General features: G+C 53.7%; 20 protein-coding genes. 12 read left to right on the top strand and 8 right to left on the bottom strand.

Translation table 11 applies throughout. From position 1 onward, the window contains the following. Positions 1-139 precede the first annotated feature (139 nt). Positions 140-595: a DUF4385 domain-containing protein gene (locus RT120_RS05460; protein WP_312980373.1), complete on the top strand. Its 456-nt coding sequence runs from the start codon at positions 140-142 to the stop codon at positions 593-595. 5 nt (positions 596-600) lie between these two features. Here RT120_RS05460 and RT120_RS05455 read toward each other — a convergent pair whose 3' ends face one another. The 5 genes from RT120_RS05455 to trxC all read right to left on the bottom strand — a co-directional run bounded on the left by RT120_RS05455 (position 601) and on the right by trxC (position 6,325). Continuing rightward, positions 601-924: a YfiM family lipoprotein gene (locus RT120_RS05455; RefSeq protein WP_312980422.1), complete on the bottom strand. Its 324-nt coding sequence runs from the start codon at positions 922-924 to the stop codon at positions 601-603. A 40-nt stretch (positions 925-964) separates the two neighbouring features. Continuing rightward, a complete protein-coding gene (gene pssA, locus RT120_RS05450; protein WP_312980419.1) occupies positions 965-2,320 on the bottom strand; it encodes a CDP-diacylglycerol--serine O-phosphatidyltransferase in 1,356 nt (451 codons plus the stop codon). A gap of 114 nt (positions 2,321-2,434) precedes the next feature. Further along, entirely contained in the window at positions 2,435-5,092 is a 2,658-nt protein-coding gene (locus RT120_RS05445; protein ID WP_312980370.1) for a GNAT family N-acetyltransferase, read from the bottom strand. Between the two features lie 32 nt (positions 5,093-5,124). After that, positions 5,125-5,826, bottom strand: a complete 702-nt coding sequence (locus RT120_RS05440; protein ID WP_312980367.1) for a tRNA-uridine aminocarboxypropyltransferase — start codon at positions 5,824-5,826, stop codon at positions 5,125-5,127. Positions 5,827-5,905: 79 nt separating this feature from the next. Beyond that, positions 5,906-6,325 (bottom strand): thioredoxin TrxC, encoded by a 420-nt coding sequence (gene trxC, locus RT120_RS05435; protein ID WP_312980364.1) that lies wholly within the window; start codon positions 6,323-6,325, stop codon positions 5,906-5,908. A 204-nt stretch (positions 6,326-6,529) separates the two neighbouring features. Between trxC and RT120_RS05430 the strand changes: the two genes are divergently transcribed. Continuing rightward, entirely contained in the window at positions 6,530-7,579 is a 1,050-nt protein-coding gene (locus RT120_RS05430) for a tRNA/rRNA methyltransferase (RefSeq protein ID WP_312980361.1), read from the top strand. Positions 7,580-7,619: 40 nt separating this feature from the next. Here the strand turns inward: RT120_RS05430 and ung are convergent, their stop codons facing one another. Continuing rightward, entirely contained in the window at positions 7,620-8,300 is a 681-nt protein-coding gene (ung, locus tag RT120_RS05425) for a uracil-DNA glycosylase (RefSeq protein WP_312980358.1), read from the bottom strand. A gap of 317 nt (positions 8,301-8,617) precedes the next feature. Here ung and grcA point away from each other — a divergent pair, with 317 nt between their 5' ends. Then, positions 8,618-9,001, top strand: a complete 384-nt coding sequence (grcA, locus tag RT120_RS05420) for an autonomous glycyl radical cofactor GrcA (RefSeq protein ID WP_312980356.1) — start codon at positions 8,618-8,620, stop codon at positions 8,999-9,001. Positions 9,002-9,123: 122 nt separating this feature from the next. Then, positions 9,124-10,443, top strand: coding sequence for an IS4 family transposase (locus RT120_RS05415; RefSeq protein WP_312980354.1), 1,320 nt, complete (start codon positions 9,124-9,126; stop codon positions 10,441-10,443). 29 nt (positions 10,444-10,472) lie between these two features. Here the strand turns inward: RT120_RS05415 and srmB are convergent, their stop codons facing one another. After that, positions 10,473-11,798, bottom strand: a complete 1,326-nt coding sequence (gene srmB, locus RT120_RS05410; protein ID WP_312980352.1) for an ATP-dependent RNA helicase SrmB — start codon at positions 11,796-11,798, stop codon at positions 10,473-10,475. A 130-nt stretch (positions 11,799-11,928) separates the two neighbouring features. Between srmB and trmN the strand changes: the two genes are divergently transcribed. Then, the gene (gene trmN / locus RT120_RS05405; protein WP_312980349.1) at positions 11,929-12,663 is read left to right on the top strand and encodes a tRNA(1)(Val) (adenine(37)-N(6))-methyltransferase TrmN; all 735 of its coding nucleotides are present in this window, start codon (positions 11,929-11,931) and stop codon (positions 12,661-12,663) included. On the opposite strand, the gene nadB is transcribed toward trmN, so the two are convergent. Continuing rightward, positions 12,648-14,267 carry an L-aspartate oxidase gene (gene nadB / locus RT120_RS05400; RefSeq protein WP_312980347.1) on the bottom strand — a complete coding sequence of 540 codons (1,620 nt, stop codon included), beginning with the start codon at positions 14,265-14,267 and terminating at the stop codon, positions 12,648-12,650. The two genes, trmN and nadB, sit on opposite strands and share 16 nt — an antisense overlap. 429 nt (positions 14,268-14,696) lie before the next feature. Here nadB and rpoE point away from each other — a divergent pair, with 429 nt between their 5' ends. From rpoE to lepB, 7 genes are all read left to right on the top strand, one after another. Beyond that, entirely contained in the window at positions 14,697-15,272 is a 576-nt protein-coding gene (gene rpoE / locus RT120_RS05395; protein ID WP_002438107.1) for an RNA polymerase sigma factor RpoE, read from the top strand. Between the two features lie 31 nt (positions 15,273-15,303). Beyond that, complete coding sequence (rseA, locus tag RT120_RS05390; RefSeq protein ID WP_312980344.1) at positions 15,304-15,951, top strand: anti-sigma-E factor RseA; 648 nt, start codon at positions 15,304-15,306, stop codon at positions 15,949-15,951. Further along, positions 15,951-16,907: a sigma-E factor regulatory protein RseB gene (rseB, locus tag RT120_RS05385; protein ID WP_312980342.1), complete on the top strand. Its 957-nt coding sequence runs from the start codon at positions 15,951-15,953 to the stop codon at positions 16,905-16,907. Before rseA ends, rseB begins: the two co-directional genes overlap by 1 nt. Beyond that, on the top strand, positions 16,904-17,383 hold the full coding sequence (gene rseC, locus RT120_RS05380; RefSeq protein WP_312980340.1) for a SoxR-reducing system protein RseC: 480 nt from the start codon (positions 16,904-16,906) through the stop codon (positions 17,381-17,383). Before rseB ends, rseC begins: the two co-directional genes overlap by 4 nt. Before the next feature lie 692 nt (positions 17,384-18,075). Next, positions 18,076-19,611, top strand: a complete 1,536-nt coding sequence (locus tag RT120_RS05375; RefSeq protein ID WP_312980337.1) for a methyl-accepting chemotaxis protein — start codon at positions 18,076-18,078, stop codon at positions 19,609-19,611. A gap of 228 nt (positions 19,612-19,839) precedes the next feature. After that, complete coding sequence (gene lepA / locus RT120_RS05370; RefSeq protein ID WP_312980334.1) at positions 19,840-21,639, top strand: translation elongation factor 4; 1,800 nt, start codon at positions 19,840-19,842, stop codon at positions 21,637-21,639. Between the two features lie 14 nt (positions 21,640-21,653). Then, entirely contained in the window at positions 21,654-22,628 is a 975-nt protein-coding gene (gene lepB / locus RT120_RS05365; RefSeq protein ID WP_312980332.1) for a signal peptidase I, read from the top strand. Positions 22,629-22,756: the final 128 nt, after the last annotated feature.

The following is a 22,756-nucleotide window of genomic DNA, read 5'->3' as shown; positions in this document are numbered from 1 at the left end:
CATCAAACAAGCAGAAGCCCATCCTCACGGATGGGCTTTTTGCTGTCTGCAATATTCCACTCCTTCTCCGATAATCTCCCTGCGTTAACATCAATAAACTATCTTTAAGAGGTTTGAAACAACCGCAATGGAGAAGCGAATGACCAAAAAAGAGTTCGACTATCAGCAGGATTTCTCGCAAATCGATTTTCGAAAGCACCCTGAAAAATATCAGGTGGGCCGTGGTGAACAAGGCGTGCTGCTGGTTGAACCCTATAAAGGCGAAATCCTTCCCTGGTGGCGCTATAAAGATGAAGAGTCGGCGATTAAATCAGCGGAAAAGATTTACCAGTTATTTGAAGCGTATCGGCAGCAGGACGATTTCGTCGGCATGGATATGGCCCGTAAATTTATCCAGATGGGATATACCCGCGCCCGACGATATGCCAATTACAAAGGTGGTAAAAAATATACCGAAGATGGAAGTTTGCATGAGCGCGGTAACGATCCGGTGAAGGCTGCCGCCGCTGCGGTATTTAAAACCTGGTGGGATAAGATCCGCGAAGATGAAGACTATTTAAAACGTAAACGAGAGCATCAGGCGAAGTGGGGATGAGCAAACTAATACTGCGCAAGCTGCCAGATAGAATAGCCAGTTGCCGCGCCCGCCACATCCCAGGCAAAATCTTTCCAGCTCCAGCCGCTTCCTGCTGGGCGGCTGTCCCATAGCTCTTTTGATGCGCCTAGACCTACCGAAAACATTAATCCAAATCCTGCACTGGCATCCCGCGACCAGGCCTGATGCTGCCCATATTCGTTGCCAGCGGCAGATAGCATCGCTGAGGCGATAAAGTGCTGGGCCTTATCCTGCCCGCTCCATCGATCGTACGCCATATGGCTACAGCCAGTCAGAGAAAACAAGGTAATCAATAAAAATCGGCGCATTACGGTGCTCATAAAAAAGCCCTGCATGCAGGGCGAATATTCACAGAATACGGCTGATTAAGCGATCAATTCGGATGCGCCGTAAACGACGGATCAGTTTACGGACCTTCACCGGATAATCCGCGATGCTTTCCAAATCCCGATAATGCTGAACCACCGTAGTATGCGTGCGGATCAGCTCAAGCTCTTTATCGCGTTGCGCCGCCAGCTCATGTTTTGGATCGTGGATAAGGATCGCGTTTTCCAGATCCAAACGCCAGGCGCGCGGGTTAAGGTTGTTACCAGTCAGCAGCATCCACTCATCATCGACCCACATGCCTTTCAGATGGTACGTGTTGTCATCATCTTTCCATAGCCGTACGGTCAACTGACCCGTATTGACATAATACTGGAGACGGCTCAGGAAGCGGCGCAGGTTAATTTCATACAGATATGGCAATGCGCCGATGATTTTAAACGGCTGATCTTCCGGGATATAAAAGTCGTTCGCAGTTTTATCGCCAACAATAATTTCGACCTGTTTGCCATCGCGCAATAGTTGAATGATATTACGCACCAGGATAGCAGGCAGGTTGAAGTAAGGGGTGCAAATCGTCAGCTTCTGCTCAGCGCAGGGCATCAGATGGAAGATGGTTTTATTGAGCGGGCTGGATTTCCCAAGCCCGACCAGTGGGGTGACGGACAGTTGTTCGTTGTCAGCATCACCCGCGAAATGATACACCGCGTCGCGTAATTCCTGGCGGAACAGCCGGACATCATTTTTGATTTCCTGGCTTTTCGGGCGCTCCGGTGTATCGAGCCGGTTTACCGCTCGCCCCTGGATCAGGTTGGTGTTCACCCAATCATACATAATGTCGGCGAGACGGGGGTTGCGGATCGACTGATAGCGATCGTAACGATACTTATCATGCTGATGTAGATAAACGTCGTTTAAGCTGGCACCGCTGTAGATAACGCTGTCATCGATAATAAAGCCTTTAAAGTGCAAAACGCCGAGAGCTTCTCGGGTATTAACGGGAATGCCGTATACCTGGATTTTAACGTCCGGGTTTTCCTGCGCCATCCGGCAATACCAGTCGGCGTTGGTGTTCGAAGCGGCAGCGCCGATACGGCCACGCTGTGCGCGATGCCAGTCAACCAGTACACAGACATCCAGTTCAGGGCGTTGACGCTTAGCGTCGTAGAGTGCTGACAGAATGCCGAGCCCACCATCATCTTGTTCAAGATAAAGGGCAATAATGCAGATGCGTTTCGTCGCGCTGGCGATCTTTTGCAGCAATGTGGCGCGAAAGTCGGCCGGAGAGAAATAAAACGCTACATCATCAACAGACTGAGAAAGCTTAGGTAGTTGGGCAAGGTGTTGTTGATGTTTGTTTCGTTTAAATTTAGACAACATCACAGTGCATATCTTCTCTATACAGTAGGTGGCCATCCCTGAGGGGCGGACGACGGTAGCGGTGGATAATAACATTACTACTCAGGAATGTGAGTAACATTTCCAATACCTTACTCACGAATCCCGCGTTTTATTCAAGGCTAAGGTCAGTCCAACGATGCCATCTTCTAACTGGATGTCGACAGCAAAACCCAGTTTTCTCGCCAGCGCTACCATGCCTCGGTTGTTGGGCATCGTAATGCCGTTCAGGCGTTCAAGACCATGATCTCGCGTATAAGCGATGAGTTTTTCAAGTAATTTTCGGCCTAATCCCAGACCCTTTAGATCGGAGCGAACCAGCACGGCAAACTCTGCATCCACATTATCGGGGTCTGAGATTGCGCGCGTAACGCCCAGGATCTGTTCCTGGCCTTCATGGGAGAATACCGCCACAAATGCCATTTCACGATCGTAGTCGATCTGGGTCATATTCGCTAAATCTTCATGGGTAAATTCATTGATCTCGCTGAAATAGCGATAATAAAGATCTTCTTTGGTGACCTGAGAAATAAAGCGCCGAAGTTCCGGCTCATCCTCCGGCAAAATGGGCCTGAACAGGCAGGTTTGGCCATTTTTGAGGGTAACGGTTTCTTCCAACTGATGTGGGTATGGTCGTATCGCCAACCGCGCATCCGCATCGCCTTCAAAGGCTTCCAGCTCAAGCGTCACATCCAGCGCGGTAAATTCATTGCCGGATACCAAAAGCGGATGAATATCCAGCCGTTTGATTTCCGGGCAATCGACAATCAGGTTCGATACCTGCACCAGAAACTGGCTCAGACCCGCAATATCCAGCGCGCGTAATGCGCTGCGCCCGCGGATCGTGCCGCTTTTTATCGCCTGAATGACCAGATAGCGCGCCAGGTTCATGTTCAGGGGAGGCAGCGCTACAGCCGCCTGATCCTGGCGCCACGCCATACCGCCATCGCCAAGCATAATTAATGGACCAAACACCGGGTCCTGCTCTACGACGACACGTAACTCTTGGGCCCCCGCACGGTTAGCCATGCTCTGCACCAGTAAGCCGTGAATACGCGCCTGAGGCCAGGTCATTTTCACCCGGTCGAGAATGGCGTCAGCGGCCTGTTGTACTTCAGTCGCTGTGCGCAGATACAGCATAACCCCCTGGACTTCGGATTTATGGGGAATATCCGGCGAGCGTAGCTTCAGGGCAACGGGATAACCGATCTGCTTAGCAATATGCACCGCTTCGGCGCTATCGCCAGCAATCCAGGTCGGCAGGGTTTGCAAACCATACGCCTGAAGAATGGGTTGTACCTCATGGGTATCCAGATGCGTTGCACCATCTTCCAGTGCCCGGGTAATCAGTTGATGCACTTCAGCCGTATTGGCGGTGAGGTTTGCCGGCAGCGACGGCGTTTCACGCAGCTGCTTCTGGTTACGGCGATATTCCACCATATGCATAAACGCCGTGACGGTGCCTTCTGGTGTGCGATAGGTAGGGATACCGGCATCGCTGAACCAGCGGCGCGCTTCCTGAGACGAAAACTCGCCGCACCAGTTGGTAAGTAGCGTCACGTAACGTCCTCGAGGATGACGCGCCAGCAATTCGATAATCGCCCTTGCGCTTTCGCTGCCCGGCGCAGCGGCGCTCGGGGAGTGGATAATCATTAACGCGTCAAAATCCTGGCTATCCAGCAGAATTTCCAGCGTCTGGACATAGCGTTGCGTGGTGGCGTCATCGCGTAAATCCAGAGGATTAGCGACGTTCACGCCCGCAGGCACCACGCCAGCGAGGCGGCTGACGATGTCATCTCCGAGGCTTGCCAGCTTGCCGTTACGTAACCACAGTTCATCCAGCGCCAGGGCGGCAGGCGCAGCGCCGTTGCTAACAATCATCAGCCGCTCGCCGCGCAGCGGGCGCATATGGCTTAAGGTCTCAACGGCAGAGAACAGTTCATGGGTATCCTGCACGCGCAACAGACCAGCACGCTGGATGGCGGCATCCCAGGCACCGTCTAATCCGGTTTCTGCATTCAATAACTGGCGCGCCGACGGGCTGCGTCCGCTCTTGATCACCAGAATGGGTTTATTACGTGAGGCGCTACGCGCGGCGGACACAAAACGGCGCGCATCGCTAAGCTGTTCGAGGTAAAGCAAAATCGCACTGGTTTTGGTATCCCGCGAGAGATAGTCCAGCAGCTCGTCGACATCAATATCAAGGCTGTCCCCCAGGGCGATAAAGTAGGAAAACCCCATTTCGCGCTGCTGCGCCCAGTCGAGAATCGTGTTTGAAACAGCGGCAGATTGTGACACAAACGCCAGTTTGCCCTTGCGGATCGGCACCGGGGAAAAGCTGGCGTTGAGTCCTTGCCACGGTGCCAGCAGGCCCAGGCTATTCGGCCCCAGAAGGCGCATCTGCCAGCGGTTAGCACATTCCAGCAGTGTGGCCTGCTGCTCTTTGGGCGAGGAGAGAATGATACAGGTCTTGCAGCCTTTTTCGCCGAGGGCGTTGAGCAGCGCCTCGTTGCGGCTGGGGTTGGTGCAAATTACCGCCAGATCGGGCGGGAAGGGCAGACTGGTGATGTCCGGCCAGGTCATCACCCCGCACACCGCTTTATAGACTGGCGTAACGGGCAATACCGGCCCGGAAAAACCGCCTGATAAGAGATTTCTCATCATCAGGTAGCCCGCTCTGTCGGGCTTCACGGACGCGCCAATCACGGCGATGGATTTCGGTCGAAGTAGCGCTTCCAGCCCACGTTGACTCATAACATTCCCCCCGAGGATGTGAATGAATGATTTTAAACGCTTTCGGGCTCGGTTGCTGTGACGCTTCCCTGATGATGAGGTTTACCCGCCAGATAACGCTCGCGAAATAGCGTGAAATGGCCGGTCAGACCTTGTGACGCCTGCGCATCGCCTGCCAGTTCAAGTAGGGCGATGGCCACTTCGGCCGTGCAATACTGGCCGTCGCCGTGGGCTTCACGCAGTCGGTATGCCGAGGTTTTACTGAGATCGACCGAGATGACGGGTAACGCATCCAGATACGGGCTTTTACGGAACATTTTACGCGCTTCTGTCCATGTGCCATCGAGCATAATAAACAGTGGTGGTTTGGCGTGTGGCATAACCGTAGTAAGTACTTTTCGCTGCGCATCGGCATAGGATGCCGGGAACACCACCATCGGCTGATAAACCGGATCGTTTACCAGGTCGATCAGCGCCTGCGGCGGCTCGGTGCGCGACCATTGAAAGGCAGCGGTGTCGGGCAATACATCGGCAATCAAGCGTCCGGTATTGCTGGGTTTCATCGGTTCGGTATCAAACATCACCAGGCAGAACCGGCTGCGCGCCGCAACGGTCTGCAATGTTTCGCACAGGCACTGTTTTAACGGCAGCAGGCAGCGCTGGCAGCGGCGGATGCGGTTGCCTCGGGCAAGAAACGGACGGGTGGCGCGCGCCAGGCGTTCAGCGCGAAGTCGAAGGACGGCGTTTTCAGTCATCAGGGGGAATTAACGTAAAAACGCTATTCTAGCGTAGATAACAAAACGGGGCATCCGGAAGATGCCCCGTTAGCGCGGGTTACAAGTTTTCGTTGAGCCAGCTGTCGAACGGCGCTTTCGGCATAGCGCCGTTGAGCATATCCACCATCTGACCCTTCTTGAAAACCATGATGGTCGGGATACTGCGGATGCGGAAGCGGGCGCTAAGCGCGGGTTCCGCTTCGGTGTTCACTTTCAGGAAACGTACCTGGCCGCTGCGCTCTTCCGCTACGTCTTCAAATACCGGCGCGAAGTTTTTGCAGGGACCGCACCAGGGAGCCCAAAAATCCACCACGACCGGCAGATCGTCCTGAAGATATTTATCCAGCGTCTGGCTGGTGGCGTTAATCACTTCGCCATCAAACAGCTCATGACCACAACGGCCACATTTTGCCCCGTCATTAACACGGTCGTCAGGTATGCGATTTACAGCCTGACAGGAGGCACAAACGGTATTCATAACTAACCTCTAAAGTGCGGCGTCGAGTTGTCGACGAGATGGATCTGTTTCTGAGATGTTAAATATTATCGTTTATTCATTTGACATCGACAACGAGATAACTCCAATGAATATGATAGTTCCTGACTTTTGACCGAAGTAGATGGCGAAGCGGCGTCACATCGGGTAATCTGCGCGCCACGCGGCAGCCAGGTGGAGAAGAGCATGAGCGAAGAATTTAAAGGTAAAGGCGGCAAGGTCAAAGTGATGTATGTCCGCAGCGATGACGACAGCGAAAAACGTACCCAGAACCCGCGTACCGGGAAGGGAGGCGGGCGTCCTGCCGCGTCAGGTAAGGGCGAGCGTCGTCCGCGTCGTGATGATAAGCCTGGCGCTGGCCGCGACCGGTATAGCGATCGCGACGCTCCGTCATCATCCCCGTGGCGCACGGTTTCACGTCCGCCGCGCGACTATAACGACGAGAGTGTCGATCAGGCTGAACAACCTGAAAAAGGGTATGTCGATCGGGAAGTGATCCGTCGCCAGCGCGCTGAAGAAACGCGCGTCTATGGTGAAAACGCCTGCCAGGCGCTGTTCCAGAGCCGTCCGGATTCCATAGTGCGCGCCTGGTTTATCCAGAGCGTCACGCCGCGTTTCAAAGAAGCGCTGCGCTGGATGGCGGCTAACCGTAAGGCTTATCACGTGGTGGATGATGCCGAGCTGGCAAAAGCGTCAGGCACGGAGCATCACGGCGGCGTGTGCTTTATTATCAAAAAGCGCAACGGTATGAGCGTTGAAAGCTGGCTGGAAAATGCGGGTGAAGATGACTGCATACTGGCGCTGGAAGACGTTGGCAATCCGCATAACCTGGGCGGCATTATGCGCAGTTGCGCGCATTTCGGCGTGAAAGGCCTGCTGGTAGAGGATGCCTCCCTGCTGGAATCCGGCGCGGCGGTGCGTACCGCGGAAGGCGGCGCAGAGCATGTCCAGGCAATCAGCGGCGACACCTTCAGCGACGGTCTGGATCGCTTCCGTCAAGCGGGTTACGCCATCGTGACGACATCCAGCCATAAAGGCACCGCGCTGTATAACGCGCAATTGCCTAAGAAAATGGTGCTGGTGTTGGGGCAGGAGCGTGACGGGGTTTCCGATGCCACGTTCGATAATGCCGATATGAGCATTGCTATTCCCGGCTCAGGCAACGTTGAAAGCCTAAACGTATCGGTCGCTACCGGCGTTCTGTTAGCCGAATGGTGGCGGCAGAATAAAGCCTGATAAAGAGAAGCCAGCAAATTTGCTGGCTTTTTTATGCCTGCTATTCCGGTAATACCGGCGTCCAGTCAATCGGGGTTTCACCGCGCTGCGCCAGATAGTCGTTGGCTTTCACAAAGTGGCCGCAGCCAAAAAAGCCGCGATGGGCCGAGAGCGGAGAGGGATGCGGTGCCTGCAACACATAATGGCGCTCCCTGTCGATCATCGCGCCTTTCTTCTGGGCGTGTGATCCCCACAGCATAAACACCACGCCTTCGCGATGTTCGTTAATAATTGAAATCACCTTATCAGTGAAAGTTTCCCAGCCAAGACGGGCGTGGGAATGCGCCTGCCCGGCACGCACCGTCAGCACGGTATTGAGCAGCATCACGCCCTGGCGCGCCCAGCTTTCGAGATAACCATGAGACGGACGGACAAAACCAGGAATCGAGCCTTCCAGCTCTTTATACATATTGACCAGCGACGGCGGCGGCTGAATACCAGGGCGGACGGAAAAAGCCAGGCCATGCGCCTGGTTCGGTCCGTGATACGGGTCCTGGCCCAGAATCACGATTTTCACGTTACCCAGTTCGGTAAACCTGAAGGCGTTAAAGACGTCTTTGGCTGGCGGATAAATCGTCTCGCCAGCGGCGCGTTCATCCTCAACGGCTTTCAGCGTGTTGATAAAATAGGGCTGTTGCTTTTCATCGGCCAGCACGTCGTGCCAGGTGAGAGTATGGGTCATTTCGCTCTCCTGCGAAGGGTAATGATATAGCTTAACGTCTTATTTGCACTACACAAAATCCTGCGCCGGTTTTGTCCTGGCAAACTAAAAAATTTTGAAAATTTACAAAGTTTTTAACTCAGGATATATCGCGTAAGTTGATGTAAAACAAATAAATGCCAGCATGACCCTATTTGCTATATGGTTTTTATTGATTTAAATCAAAGAATGCCGGCCTGGCGATTGGTATACAGTACAGTAACGCAACAAAGGTTTTACCAATGAGCCAATACAGGCCCAACGAGAATCAACAAAATTTGCCCATAGGGAGAAATATAATGATTACTGGTATCCAGATTACTAAAGCCGCCAACGACGATCTTCTGAACTCTTTCTGGCTGCTGGACAGCGAGAAAGGCGAAGCGCGCTGCGTTTGCGCCAAAGCCGGTTTCGCTGAAGATGAAGTAGTTGCACTGAACGCGCTGGGTGAATTCGAATACCGTGAAATTCCGATGGAAATTAAACCGGAAGTGCGCGTTGAAGGTGGTCAACATCTGAACGTTAACGTACTACGCCGTGAAACGCTGGAAGACGCGGTTAAGCACCCGGAAAAATACCCGCAACTGACTATCCGTGTTTCCGGTTATGCGGTTCGCTTTAACTCTCTGACGCCGGAACAGCAGCGCGACGTTATCGCTCGTACCTTTACCGAAAGCCTGTAAGGTTTCTTATCCGGTAAATAAAAACGCCAGCTTTCGCTGTAATGCCGATCAGTTAAGGATCGGTTGACCGATCCGGCAGTTGTGCAAAAATCCGTAATCTCACAGGGATTACGGATTTTTTTATGCTACTCAGCCAGGCACTTGATACCGTCCACAAATTTACCCCGCAGGAGTTCGCTGCGCTCTCTGACCTTCTCTCTCCTGAGCTGATTGACCAGTGTCTGACTGATACCGGCGTGGTCACCCTGCGTAAGCGCCGCCTCTCCATGGAAATGATGGTCTGGGCCGTGACCGGTATGGCGCTGTTCCGCTCCCACTCCATGAACCAGCTTGTCTCCCATCTGGACATCCTGCTGCCCGGGAAAAGGCCGTTTGTTGCACCCAGCGCGGTGGTACAGGCCCGCCAGCGGCTCGGGGAGGACGTTATCCGGCTGATGTTTGAAAAAACACAGCGTCTGTGGTTCGAAAAAACCCCGGTGTCGCACTGGAACGGACTCACCCTGATGGCTGTGGATGGCACGGTATGGCGAACGCCTGACACGCCTGAAAATGATGCGGCCTTCGGGCGGACCGCGAATATTAATGCCCGCTCTGAGTGGCCGCAGGTACGTATGGTCTGCCAGATGGAAGTGACCAGCCATCTGCTGACGGGCGCGGCCTTCGCCAGTGTCTCTGAGTGCGGGGAAACGGACCTTGCGGCAAAGCTCATCGCGCAGACGCCTGACCATTCCCTGACCCTTCTGGATAAAGGCTTTTATGCCCTGGGGCTGCTGCATGCCTGGCAAACTGCCGGAACCGAAAGGCACTGGCTGATCCCGCTGCGTAAGGGGGCACAGTACCGGGTGACAAGAAAACTGGGCACCGGGCAGGAGCTGGTGGAGTTAAGGCTGTCGCCGCAGGCCAGAAAGAAATGGCCGGAGGCACCGGAGACCCTGACGGCAAGGCTTGTCAGTAAGGAAGTCCGGGGTAAAACGGTGCAGATACTGACGTCGATGTGCGATCCGCTCAGATACCCGAAAGCGGATATCGTGGATCTGTACGGTCATCGCTGGGAAATAGAACACGGCTTCAGGGAGATGAAGCAGCATCTGCTGAATAATGAGCTGACGCTGCGGAGTAAAAAGCCGGAACTGGTGCGCCAGGAGCTGTGGGGCGTGGTGCTGGCCTATAACCTGTTGCGGTTCATGATGGCGCAGATGGCATACAGTCTGAAGGGCGTGGAGCCTTACCAGATGAGCTTTAAGCAGTCAGCGCTGTACCTGAGAAGCCAGCTGAGTATCCTGCCGGGAGTGGCGCCGGGGAAACTGCCGCGCATAATGGAAGAGATACTGAATATGGCTTCAGGGCTGGTTCTTCCGGGCAGGCGGGAAAGGCATTATCCGCGGGCGGTAAAAAAGAGGCCACAGCGCTACGCGCTGCGGCCACCTTCAAAGCTTAACTGACAAGCATTACAGCTTTCGCTGGCGTTTTTTTATTCTGCATTATCGATTTTTGCTTCGTTCGGTTTACGGCGCTTTCCGATATTTTTCTTATCGCGATGGCGCACTTTAACGCGCGGTTTTTCTTTTTCCTGCTCTTTCTTCTTCTCTTCGCGTTTCGCCAGCGCTTTTTTCGACGGTTTGCCCTGCAATTTCTCGCTTGGTGCGCGGGTGGTTGGACGCAGTTCGTCAATCACGCGGGATTTCAGCGGCTCATTCAGATAGCGGCCTACTTTACCTAACAGCAGGTGATCGTGCGCTTCAACCAATGAGATCGCAGTGCCTTTACGCCCGGCACGACCGGTACGGCCAATACGGTGCAGATAGGTATCGGCAGTGCGCGGCATATCGAAGTTAAAGACGTGGCTGACGTCGGCGATATCAATACCGCGCGCGGCAACGTCGGTGGCGACCAGGACATTAACGCGGCCATCGGTGAGGCGATTGATGGCCTCGTTACGTTTAGCCTGCACCATTTCGCCTTCAATAAAACAGTTAGCGATGCCGGCCTCGCGCAGCCAGCCAGCCAGCTCATGCACACGCTCGCGCTTGCGCACAAAAACGATAGCGCGGGTAGTTTCCGGCTGCTTCAGCAGGTGCACCAGCAGTGCGGTTTTATGCTGGATATCGTCGGCGCGATAGTACCACTGGTGGATCTTTTTACGTTCGCGGGTGGACGGCGAGGCAGAGACTTCTTCCGGCTCGTTAAGCAGACGCTCGGCAAAGTTCTTAATCGCATCGCCTTCCAGCGTGGCCGAGAACAGCATGGTCTGGTTGCGCCAGCGGGTCTCCCCGGCAATATGTTCAATATCCTGCGCGAAACCCATGTCCAGCATACGGTCGGCTTCATCCAGGATCAGCGTTTCCACGGCGCGGCAATCAAAGTTTTCTTCTTTGATATATTGCAGCAGGCGGCCCGTGGTAGCGACCACGATATCCTGGTTTTCGCTGAACACTTCCGCGTGGTTCATGTATGCCACGCCGCCAGTAATGGTGGCGATATCCAGGTGGGTATGCGCCGCCAGCTCACGCGCCTGTTCCGCCACCTGCATCGCCAGCTCGCGGGTCGGAGTCAGGATCAGAACGCGCGGCGGGCCGGATTTTTTACGAGGGAAGTCGAGTAAATGCTGCAACACCGGCAGCAGGTACGCCGCCGTTTTACCGGTGCCTGTCGGCGCAGAACCGAGTACATCACGCCCTTCAAGGGCAGGCGGAATGGCGGCAGCCTGAATGGCTGTCGGGCGAGTGAAGCCTTTATCCTGAAGGGCTTTCAGCAGGCTTTCATCAAGTTCTAGTTCGGAAAAAGTGGTTACAGTCATTTTCTACCTCAGTATGGGCCGCCGATTATAGACGTTAAGGCAGCAATGTTCATCACTTAGTATGGTTATGCTCTTTTCCAGGCGAATGCTTTACCCTATGCTACAACGGTTTCCCTGCCAGGTTGTAATAATGACAACGACTAAAACGCTTCTTCGTCGCGATGGTTTCACTTTTAAGCAGTTCTTCGTTGCCCACGATCGTTGCGCAATGAAAGTCGGGACTGATGGTATTTTGCTGGGCGCATGGGCGCCAGTGGCAGGCGTTAAGCGCATTCTGGATATCGGTACCGGCAGTGGGCTTATTGCTCTGATGCTGGCCCAGCGCGCAAATGACGCGCTTATCGACGCAGTTGAAATGGACCCGGAAGCCGCCGGGCAGGCCGCTGACAATGCCCAGGCGTCGCCCTGGGCTGCGCGCATTCAAGTTCATCAGGAAGACTTTTTAAGCTGGACGCCGGACGCATCTCACCGTTACGACCTGATCGTCAGCAACCCGCCATTTTATGATAAAGGCGTGGAGTGTGGTTCATCGCAGCGTGAACTTGCCCGCTATAACACCTCACTGGAACATGAAGCGCTGTTACGCGGCGCGGCGCAACTCATTACCGAAGAGGGCTGTTTCTGCGTGGTATTGCCGGAAGCCGTGGGCTCTGCTTTCACCCAAAAAGCGCAGGAGATGGGGTGGCATATTCGCCTGAGAACCGATGTGTGCGATAACGATACTAAGCTGCCGCACCGCGTGCTACTGGCGTTTTCGCCGATGCCGGGCGAGCTGTTTATCGACCGGCTGGCGATCCGTGGGCCAGACCAGCGCTACTCGGACGCATGGTGCGGCCTGACCCAGGAGTTCTATTTGTTTATGTGAACCAGTGGGGAGAGCACCGACGGCCCAGCGTTTTCCTGTAAATCGGGATAGTCGAGGGTGTAATGCAGTCCGCGGCTCTCTTTACGCATCATCGCACAACGCACAATCAACTCCGCCACCTGCACCAGGTTGCGCAACTCCAGCAAATTATTCGACACGCGGAAATTGGCATAATACTCGTCAATTTCCTGCTGAAGCATAGTGATCCGGCGCAACGCCCGTTCCAGGCGGCGCGTGGTACGCACAATTCCAACGTAGTCCCACATAAATAGCCTTAGCTCATGCCAGTTATGCTGGATCACCACCAGTTCATCGGGATCCTCTACCCGGCTTTCATCCCAGGCAGGCAGTGATTTCGGTCCACGGGCGAACGGCAAGCGTTTTTGAATATCCTCCGCCGCCGACCAGCCGTACACCAGGCACTCCAGCAGCGAATTGGACGCCATCCGGTTGGCACCGTGCAGGCCGGTGTAGGTCACTTCGCCGATGGCATACAGCCCGTCAACGTCAGTACGGCCATTGTCATCAACCATCACGCCACCGCAGGTATAGTGCGCAGCGGGTACGATAGGCACCGGATCGCGGGTCAAATCGAGCCCCAGACCAAGCAGTTTTTCATAAATCATCGGGAAGTGCTGGCGCACGAATTCCGCTGGCTTGTGGCTAATATCCAGATACATGCAGTCTGCGCCTAAGCGTTTCATTTCATGATCGATAGCGCGCGCCACAATATCACGCGGAGCCAGTTCGGCTCGCTCATCAAAATCAGGCATAAAACGCGTGCCGTCGGGACGCTTAAGGTAAGCCCCTTCGCCACGCAGCGCTTCGGTCAGCAGAAAGTTGCGTGCCTGTGGATGGAACAGCGCGGTAGGGTGGAACTGATTAAACTCGAGATTGGCGACGCGGCAACCGGCGCGCCACGCCATGGCGATCCCATCGCCGGAGGAGATATCCGGGTTAGTGGTGTACTGATACACCTTAGATGCGCCGCCAGTCGCCAACACCACCGCTTTAGCGCGGCAGGTTTCCACTTCTTCTTTATTGCGGTTCCAGACCCATGCGCCGACCACGCGGCGGGTACCCGGCAGACCGATTTTGTCGGAGACGATTAAATCAACGGCGTTGCTACGTTCGATAATTTGAATATTAGGATGCGCCAGCGCTTTGCCGACAAGGGTAGTCTCGACCTCTCTCCCCGTGGCGTCTGCGGCGTGCAGAATGCGGCGATGGCTATGCCCACCTTCACGGGTCAGATGGTAGTTCTCTTCGCCATTTGGTTGTACTTCAGTATCAAACAATACGCCCTGGTCGATTAGCCACTGAACGCAATGGCGGGCGTTGCTGGCGACGAATTCAACCGCGTCGCGATCGCAAATTCCAGCTCCGGCAATGAGCGTGTCTTCAACATGGGAATCGATGCTGTCTGTTTCATCGAATACCGCCGCAATACCGCCCTGGGCATATAGCGTTGACCCTTCGTTAACCGGTCCTTTGCTCAGAACCATAACCTGGCAATTATCCGCCAGACGAAGCGCCAGGGAGAGGCCCGCCGCGCCGCTGCCGATAATCAAAACGTCACAATTCATTTCAGATGTTGTGTTCATGCTGTGTGTTTAATTTACTAAACAGTGTTGGGCCAGCATAGCACTGGAATTTGTCAGTTCGCACATTTTTTTTGCATTAAGTTGCAGTGGCTAAACACGACCGGCTATCAGGGCGTGTTGTAGCAGGCTTATAAAAACCAGAAAAATATTTGCGAAGCAGATCGTTAGCCTACGATTAAAGGGTGAAAAAAAGGTGTGCTTGCGTTACTCTGCTGGCGGATTAGCAAGCTTGAATTTTCAGCGCTAGCCTTAAAGAGGCGGACTCCCTATGAATCAAAATCAACGGTCCGGGAAAAGCTGACAGAAAACAAAGGCGTAACGGAACTTTACCGGTTAATGAGAATCCAATCTCCTGCTTGCTCACGACGTGCAGCGTTTAGGTGGTTCTGATTACGCGAGGATATTAGGTTTGGGGAGATATTACCTCGGATGAGCGAGCAGTTAACGGATCAGGTCCTTGTTGAGCGGGTCCAGAAGGGAGATCAGAAATCGTTTAACTTACTGGTAGTCCGCTACCAGCATAAAGTGGCGAGCCTGGTTTCTCGCTATGTGCCATCGGGGGATGTGCCTGATGTAGTGCAGGAATCCTTTATTAAAGCTTACCGCGCCCTTGATTCCTTTCGCGGCGATAGCGCGTTTTATACCTGGCTGTATCGTATCGCCGTCAATACAGCAAAAAATTACCTGGTTGCTCAGGGGCGTCGTCCGCCGTCCAGCGATGTCGATGCGATTGACGCAGAAAATTTCGAAAGTGCGGGTGCACTGAAAGAAATTTCGAACCCTGAGAACTTAATGTTGTCTGAAGAACTGAAACAAATAGTTTTCCGTACCATAGAGTCACTCCCGGAAGATTTACGCATGGCAATTACGTTGCGGGAGCTGGATGGCCTGAGCTATGAAGAGATAGCCGCTATCATGGATTGCCCGGTCGGTACGGTACGTTCGCGTATTTTTCGTGCGCGGGAAGCTATTGATAATAAAGTTCAACCGCTTATCCGGCGTTGACGATAGCGGGATACTGGAAAAGGTATTAGGCATGCAGAAAGAAAAACTTTCCGCTTTAATGGATGGTGAGTCTCTGGATAGTGAAGTGCTGAGCGCTTTGTCTAACGACAAACAGCTTCAGCAGTCATGGGAGAGCTATCACCTCATTCGCGACACTCTACGGGGTGACACGGGTGATGTGATTCACTTCGATATCTCCGCCCGCGTGATGGCGGCAATCGAAAACGAGCCTGTACATCGGACCGCACCGCTCATTCCAGAGTCACAACCAGCTCCACAGCAGTGGCAGGCTATGCCGTTCTGGAAAAAACTGCGCCCCTGGGCCAGCCAGATTACGCAGATTGGCGTTGCTGCCTGTGTTTCCCTGGCCGTTATCGTCGGCGTTCAGCAATACAACGCCCCGAGCGAAGCCACTGGGCAACCTGAAACACCCGTGTTCAACACCCTTCCCATGATGGGGCAGGCCAGCCCGGTGAGCCTGGGCGTGCCTTCTGACGCCACGGGTGGTACAGGCCAGCAACAGGTTCAGGAGCAGCGTCGCCGCATTAACGCTATGCTTCAGGACTATGAACTTCAGCGTCGCCTGCATGCAGAGCAGCTTCAGTTTGAACAGGCCCAGACACAGCAAGCCGCTGTTCAGGTGCCAGGAACCCAAACGTTAGGAACGCAACCGCAGTAATGAAGCAACTTTGGTGTGCTATGTCATTAGTGGCTGGCAGCCTGTTATTTTCTGCAAACGCCTCGGCAGATCCTTCAACCGAGGCGTTGTTGCAGCAAATGAACCAGGCCAGTCAGTCGCTTAACTACGAATTGGCTTTTATCAGTATCAATAAGCAGGGTGTTGAATCACTGCGTTATCGGCATGCCCGCCTGGATAACAAGCCAATGGCTCAACTTCTGCAGATGGATGGCCCACGCCGTGAAGTTGTGCAGCGTGGCAATGAAGTGAGCTACTTTGAACCAGGCCTCGAGCCTTTCACGCTGAATGGCGATTATATCGTCGATTCCTTACCTTCTCTGGTCTACACCGATTTTAAACGTCTGGCGGCGTATTACGATTTTATCGCCGTAGGCAGAACGCGAATTGCCGATCGCCTGTGCGATGTGATTCGGGTAGTGGCGCGGGACGGAACACGTTACAGCTACATTGTCTGGCTGGATTCGCAAACTAAGTTGCCCATGCGCGTTGATTTACTGGACCGCGATGGCGAAACGCTTGAACAGTTCCGGGTGGTGTCGTTTACCGTTAACGATACGCCGGGCACCGTGATACAAAATCTGGCAAAAGCGACGCTGCCGCCGCTGCTTTCTGTTCCGGGTACCGAAAAAGTCAACTTTAACTGGGCACCGACCTGGCTACCGCAAGGGTTTAACGAGGTTTCCGGCAGCCGCCGTCCGCTTCCGGGCGTTGACGTGCCTGTCGAGTCTCGTCTTTATACCGACGGCTTATTCACTTTCTCGGTGAATGTGAACCGCGCCAGCGCGACCAGTTCCAGCCAGATGCTGCGTACCGGCCGCCGTACGGTGAGTTCCGATGTGCGCAATAACGCCGAAATCACCATCGTGGGCGAATTGCCCCCGCAAACCGCTAAACGTATCGCAGACAGCGTAAAATTCAGGGCTTCTCCGCAATGATGAAAGAGTGGGCCACGGTAGTTTCGTGGCAAAACGGCGAAGCGGTCGTCAGCTGTGATGTTAAATCCTCGTGCAGCAGCTGTGCGTCCCGGGCTGGTTGTGGCAGCCGCATCCTGAACAAACTCGGCCCGCAGACCAGCCATTCAATTATTGTTCCCTGCGATCAGCCTCTGGTCGCCGGCCAAAAAGTGGAACTTGGTATTGCCGAAGGCAGCCTGCTGGGCTCTGCGCTGCTGGTGTATATGTCGCCGCTGGTTGGATTATTTATCGTGGCGGGGCTTTTCCAGATGCTGTTTAACACCGATTTGGCCGCAATGGCTGGTGCGGTATTAGGCGGCGTGGGCGGTTTCCTGCTGGCAAAAGGGCTGTCTCCAGCATTGAGTCGGCGTGAAAGATGGCAGCCGGTTATTTTAAGCATTGGGTTGCCGCCAGATGCACTGCGCGTTGAAGCAACTTCTTCAACTGACAATGCCTGACGAGCATTGTCAGACTTAAATTTAATTTAATCTCTCCTTTGAATGTTACCCAAAACTAAATTTCTTCTTCCTTGCCACAAACTACAATGCTCATTGTCTTATATCCTTAATCCAATAACCGGACGCAATAAGATGTGGTTCTGGATTATATTGATATGATCCAGGCGGACTGTTTTTAAGTCGTCAGGTTTTATGCTGGTCGTTTGTTATCGCGCTTTGCAAAATAGTTTCTTAGTAATGCTTATCGCTAATAAAAGTAAGGCAGCGCAAGAGTGAGCCTGCACTGACGGGCATTCCTCAGAAATAAATTTCTACTACCAAAACAAGTAGGGAGCCCCTATGGCCCTTGGGATTTTTATTGCTGTCATATTAGCGTCATATAACGCTTTATAAGTAATAAAAGGCGATTGCGAATGAGAGTAATAACAAACCATTAATTTGCCTTAGGTGCGTATTTTGCAAAGATGGGTATCGAATATTATTATCAGGATGTAAATTTAAAAGAATTATTTGGTTAACGGATACTCTTTTTTAATTATCCCTATTTACAGCTTAATAAATTCCGTTGAGAATTCGCGAGACCGCTCGGACGCACACGTTTTATTAAAACCAATAATAATCTATTCGAAAAACTTATCGCACCCAGCCAGGGGATATATGAGTGAATTTCTATTGTTAAATGAGGACGGGCTATGAGAATAAACAACCCTGTCACTCAACATGAATATCAGCTTCCCGATGATGCGACATTAATGTCCACCACCGATACCCAGAGTTACATCACCTACGCCAACTCTGCTTTTATCGAGTCCAGCGGCTTTAGTGAAGCAGATTTAATGGGGCAGCCTCACAACCATATTCGCCACCCGGATATGCCCCCGGCGGCCTTTGCTGACCTGTGGTTTACCCTTAAGCAAGGCGAGAGCTGGACCGGGCTGGTTAAAAACCGCCGTAAAAATGGCGATCACTACTGGGTACGCGCCAACGTGACGCCTGTTTATCGCCATGACGAGCTTACCGGTTATATCTCGGTGCGTAATGTGCCGACACGTGAAGAGGTGCAGGCTGCGGAGCAGCTTTACCAGGCCGTCAACGAGAAGCGAGCCGGGAGTCTGCGTTTTTTTAAAGGGCTGGTGGTGCGTGGAAAATGGCTTAGCCCGCTCTCGCTACTGCAAAAAATCTCCGTTGCCTGGCGGCTGGCGCTGCCGTTACTGGCTTTCACGCTGATGACTCTTTTACTGCCCTTCACAGGGCTGCACTACGGATTGCAGGCATTGATTACCGTTGTGGCGGCAGTCGCGGCGGGTGGGTTTATGCATGCCCAGGTGGCGCGCCCGCTGAAAATCATCGTCAGCCAGATGCAAAAAATCGTATCGGGCCGCAAAGCCGGGCATATACATTTCAATCGCGTGGATGAAATCGGCAAGATGATGCGCCTGGTTAACCAGGCGGGACTGAATCTCCATTCGCTGGTAAATGACGTCAGCGTACAGGCTGGCGGAATCAGTGAAATCAGCCAGCAGCTCGAGGTGAACAGTACCGCGCTGAATGAACGCACTGACGAAACCTCTGCCCAGTTGCAACAAACAGCGGCGGCGATAGAAGAAATCACCAGCGCGGTGCAGCAAACCGCGGCGACGTCGGAAATGACGATTTCGATGGCGGAAAAAACCAGTATTGTCGCGCAGGAAGGCGCGTCGGTAATGGAAGAGACTATCGACGTGATGAAGTCGATTTCTAAAATTAGCGACCAAATCGTCGATATTATTGGCGTGATTGACAGTATCGCTTTCCAGACCAACATTCTCGCCCTCAATGCCGCGGTTGAAGCGGCGCGCGCGGGCGCGTCGGGTCGAGGTTTTGCAGTCGTCGCCGCGGAAGTACGCAATCTGGCGCAGCATTCCGCCTCATCGGCCAAAGAGATCAAAACGCTGATTGAGCGTAACGTGCAAAGCGTGCGTTCTGGCGTGGAAATGGTCGAACTGGCTGAGAAACACATCAGCGAGATGGCAAGCGAGATCCGCCAGATGTCGCAACTGATCAAAGAAGTCGGCCACGCCACCGGTGAACAAACCATGGCGCTGGGGCTGATTAATGAATCGGTCTCGCAAATTGAAACCATGTCGAAAAATAACGCCGAAATGGTGCATCACTCTGCGCAAATCGCCAGCGATCTGAACCGGCGCGGCAACCGCCTGACCAGCGCTATCAACGTTTTTGGCGGATAGGGTTCCCTGAATCACGCGGCTAACGGACTGGCCGCGCGCTGGCTTAAGTTTACATTTTTCCTGTCATAATCCGCTTACGTCTTCACGGCAAATCATCCTATGCTGACGATTTGGCCGCTACAGTGTAATATGCACGCCAATGTACGGATTGGCCGCTGCCACAACGTGTTAGCCGTTATATCCATAAACTGACAATCGCTCTGCGTTAGGGTTAAAAAATCCTCATTTATGAAGAACATAAGAAACTTCTCTATCATTGCTCACATCGACCACGGTAAGTCGACGCTTTCTGACCGCATCATTCAGATTTGCGGTGGCCTTTCTGATCGTGAAATGGAAGCCCAGGTGCTTGATTCCATGGACCTGGAACGTGAACGCGGGATCACCATCAAAGCGCAAAGCGTTACTCTCGATTTTAAGTCCTCTGATGGCGAAACCTATCAGCTGAACTTTATCGATACGCCGGGCCACGTCGACTTCTCGTATGAAGTTTCTCGTTCGCTGGCCGCCTGTGAAGGCGCGTTGCTGGTGGTGGATGCCGGGCAGGGCGTAGAAGCTCAGACCCTGGCAAACTGCTACACCGCCATGGAAATGGATCTTGAAGTGGTGCCGGTCCTCAACAAAATCGATCTGCCCGCAGCCGATCCGGAACGTGTTGCCGAAGAGATTGAAGACATCGTGGGCATCGACGCCACCGATGCCGTGCGGTGCTCGGCGAAAACCGGCGTGGGCGTGCAGGACGTGCTTGAGCGCCTGGTGCGCGAAATCCCCGCGCCGCAGGGCGATGCGGATGCGCCATTACAGGCATTGATCATCGACTCCTGGTTCGATAACTACCTGGGCGTGGTCTCTCTGGTGCGTATTAAAAACGGCACCATGCGCAAAGGCGACAAAATCAAAGTGATGAGTACCGGACAAGTGTACAACGCCGACCGTCTGGGTATCTTCACGCCGAAACAGGTTGACCGTACCGAACTGAAATGCGGGGAAGTGGGCTGGCTGGTTTGCGCCATTAAAGACATCCTCGGCGCGCCGGTGGGCGATACCCTGACTCAGGCGCGTAACCCGGCGGATAAAGCGCTGCCTGGCTTTAAAAAGGTCAAGCCACAGGTTTATGCCGGTCTGTTCCCGGTCAGCTCCGACGATTATGAAAACTTCCGTGACGCGCTGGGCAAGCTGAGCCTCAATGACGCTTCCCTGTTCTACGAACCGGAAAGCTCAACCGCGCTGGGCTTCGGCTTCCGCTGCGGCTTCCTGGGCCTGCTCCACATGGAGATCATCCAGGAGCGCCTGGAGCGTGAATACGATCTCGATCTGATCACCACCGCGCCAACGGTAGTCTATGAAGTCCAGACCACCAGCAAAGAAGTGATCTATGTCGATAGCCCTTCCAAGCTGCCGCCGCTGAACAATATCGACGAACTGCGTGAGCCAATCGCCGAATGTCATATGCTGCTGCCGCAGGAATATCTGGGCAACGTGATTACGCTGTGCGTTGAGAAACGCGGCGTACAGACCAACATGGTCTACCACGGCAACCAGGTGGCGCTGACCTATGAAATTCCGATGGCGGAAGTGGTACTGGATTTCTTCGACCGTCTGAAATCCACCTCTCGCGGCTATGCGTCGCTGGATTACAACTTCAAACGCTTCCAGGCTTCCAACATGGTGCGTGTGGATGTGCTGATCAACGGCGAGCGCGTCGACGCGCTGGCGCTGATCACCCACAACGACAACGCCCCGTACCGTGGCCGCGAACTGGTTGAGAAGATGAAGGAACTGATCCCGCGCCAGCAGTTTGATATCGCGATTCAGGCGGCTATCGGCAACCATATTATCGCCCGTTCCACCGTGAAACAGTTGCGTAAAAACGTACTGGCAAAATGCTACGGCGGCGACGTGAGCCGTAAGAAAAAACTGCTGCAAAAACAGAAAGAAGGTAAGAAACGCATGAAGCAGGTCGGCAACGTCGAACTGCCGCAGGAAGCGTTCCTCGCCATTCTGCATGTCGGTAAAGACGGCAAATAATCTAAGGAGTTGGCATGGCGAACATGTTTGCCCTGATCCTTGTTATCGCGACAGGCGTGACGGGTATCTTGTGGTGTCTGGATAAATTTATCTTTGCCCCGAAGCGTCGCGAGCGTCAGGCTGCGGCGCAGGCGGCAACGGGTGATGCGCTGGACAGCAAAACCCTGAAGAAAGTCGGCCCCAAACCGGGCTGGCTGGAAACAGGCGCATCGGTCTTTCCGGTGCTGGCGATTGTGCTGGTGGTGCGTTCATTCATCTATGAACCTTTCCAGATCCCCTCCGGTTCGATGATGCCAACACTGCTGATTGGCGATTTTATACTTGTCGAAAAATACGCTTACGGCCTGAAAGATCCGATCTATCAGAAAACGTTGATTGAGACCGGGCATCCGAAGCGCGGCGACATCGCGGTGTTTAAATACCCGGAAGATCCGCGCCTGGATTACATCAAACGCGTCGTCGGTTTACCGGGTGACCGCGTGAGCTACGATCCGGTCGCCAAGGAAGTCACTATTCAGCCGAATTGCAGCTCCGGCCAGGCCTGCGGCAATGCCTTGCCGGTGACCTATTCCGCGGTTGAGCCGAGCGATTTCGTGCAGACGTTTTCGCGCCGCAACGCGGGAGAGGCATCCAGCGGGTTCTTCCAGGTGCCAAAAAACGAAACCAAAGATAACGGTATTCGCCTTACCGAGCGCAAAGAGAGCATCGGCGACGTGACCCACCGTATTCTGACGGTGCCGATTGCTCAGGATCAGCTTGGCATGTATTACCAGCAGGCTGGCCAGCCGCTGGCGACCTGGATCGTACCGCCCGGGCATTACTTTATGATGGGCGATAACCGGGATAATAGCGCCGATAGCCGTTACTGGGGCTTCGTGCCGGAAGCCAATCTGGTCGGCAGAGCGACGGCTATCTGGATGAGCTTTGAAAAACAAGAAGGCGAATGGCCAACCGGCGTGCGTCTGAACCGTATCGGCGGTATTCACTAAATCGTATTTATGGCCGGTTAGCGCTTCGTTAATCGGCCTTTTTACCCTTCCCGGTAATGACAAATATTCATTCCAGCCATAAATAACCCTGTTATCTACGTCCCCTTAAATTATTTAAGTCATAAATC

This window comes from Atlantibacter sp. (assembly GCF_032062175.1).
Lineage (GTDB): Bacteria > Pseudomonadota > Gammaproteobacteria > Enterobacterales > Enterobacteriaceae > Atlantibacter.
This window is presented reverse-complemented; position numbering and strand designations above follow the sequence as displayed.

Coding starts and splice junctions, on each gene's coding strand:
- rseA (WP_312980344.1), top strand. CDS start 15,304: ATGCAGAAAGAAAAACTTTCCGCTTTAATGGATGGTGAGTCTCTGGAT.
- srmB (WP_312980352.1), bottom strand. CDS start 11,798: ATGACTGTAACCACTTTTTCCGAACTAGAACTTGATGAAAGCCTGCTG.
- RT120_RS05440 (WP_312980367.1), bottom strand. CDS start 5,826: ATGACTGAAAACGCCGTCCTTCGACTTCGCGCTGAACGCCTGGCGCGC.
- RT120_RS05375 (WP_312980337.1), top strand. CDS start 18,076: ATGAGAATAAACAACCCTGTCACTCAACATGAATATCAGCTTCCCGAT.
- grcA (WP_312980356.1), top strand. CDS start 8,618: ATGATTACTGGTATCCAGATTACTAAAGCCGCCAACGACGATCTTCTG.
- trmN (WP_312980349.1), top strand. CDS start 11,929: ATGACAACGACTAAAACGCTTCTTCGTCGCGATGGTTTCACTTTTAAG.
- nadB (WP_312980347.1), bottom strand. CDS start 14,267: ATGAACACAACATCTGAAATGAATTGTGACGTTTTGATTATCGGCAGC.
- RT120_RS05430 (WP_312980361.1), top strand. CDS start 6,530: ATGAGCGAAGAATTTAAAGGTAAAGGCGGCAAGGTCAAAGTGATGTAT.
- lepB (WP_312980332.1), top strand. CDS start 21,654: ATGGCGAACATGTTTGCCCTGATCCTTGTTATCGCGACAGGCGTGACG.
- ung (WP_312980358.1), bottom strand. CDS start 8,300: ATGACCCATACTCTCACCTGGCACGACGTGCTGGCCGATGAAAAGCAA.
- rseB (WP_312980342.1), top strand. CDS start 15,951: ATGAAGCAACTTTGGTGTGCTATGTCATTAGTGGCTGGCAGCCTGTTA.
- RT120_RS05415 (WP_312980354.1), top strand. CDS start 9,124: ATGCTACTCAGCCAGGCACTTGATACCGTCCACAAATTTACCCCGCAG.
- pssA (WP_312980419.1), bottom strand. CDS start 2,320: ATGTTGTCTAAATTTAAACGAAACAAACATCAACAACACCTTGCCCAA.
- trxC (WP_312980364.1), bottom strand. CDS start 6,325: ATGAATACCGTTTGTGCCTCCTGTCAGGCTGTAAATCGCATACCTGAC.
- RT120_RS05460 (WP_312980373.1), top strand. CDS start 140: ATGACCAAAAAAGAGTTCGACTATCAGCAGGATTTCTCGCAAATCGAT.
- lepA (WP_312980334.1), top strand. CDS start 19,840: ATGAAGAACATAAGAAACTTCTCTATCATTGCTCACATCGACCACGGT.
- rseC (WP_312980340.1), top strand. CDS start 16,904: ATGATGAAAGAGTGGGCCACGGTAGTTTCGTGGCAAAACGGCGAAGCG.
- RT120_RS05445 (WP_312980370.1), bottom strand. CDS start 5,092: ATGAGTCAACGTGGGCTGGAAGCGCTACTTCGACCGAAATCCATCGCC.
- rpoE (WP_002438107.1), top strand. CDS start 14,697: ATGAGCGAGCAGTTAACGGATCAGGTCCTTGTTGAGCGGGTCCAGAAG.
- RT120_RS05455 (WP_312980422.1), bottom strand. CDS start 924: ATGCGCCGATTTTTATTGATTACCTTGTTTTCTCTGACTGGCTGTAGC.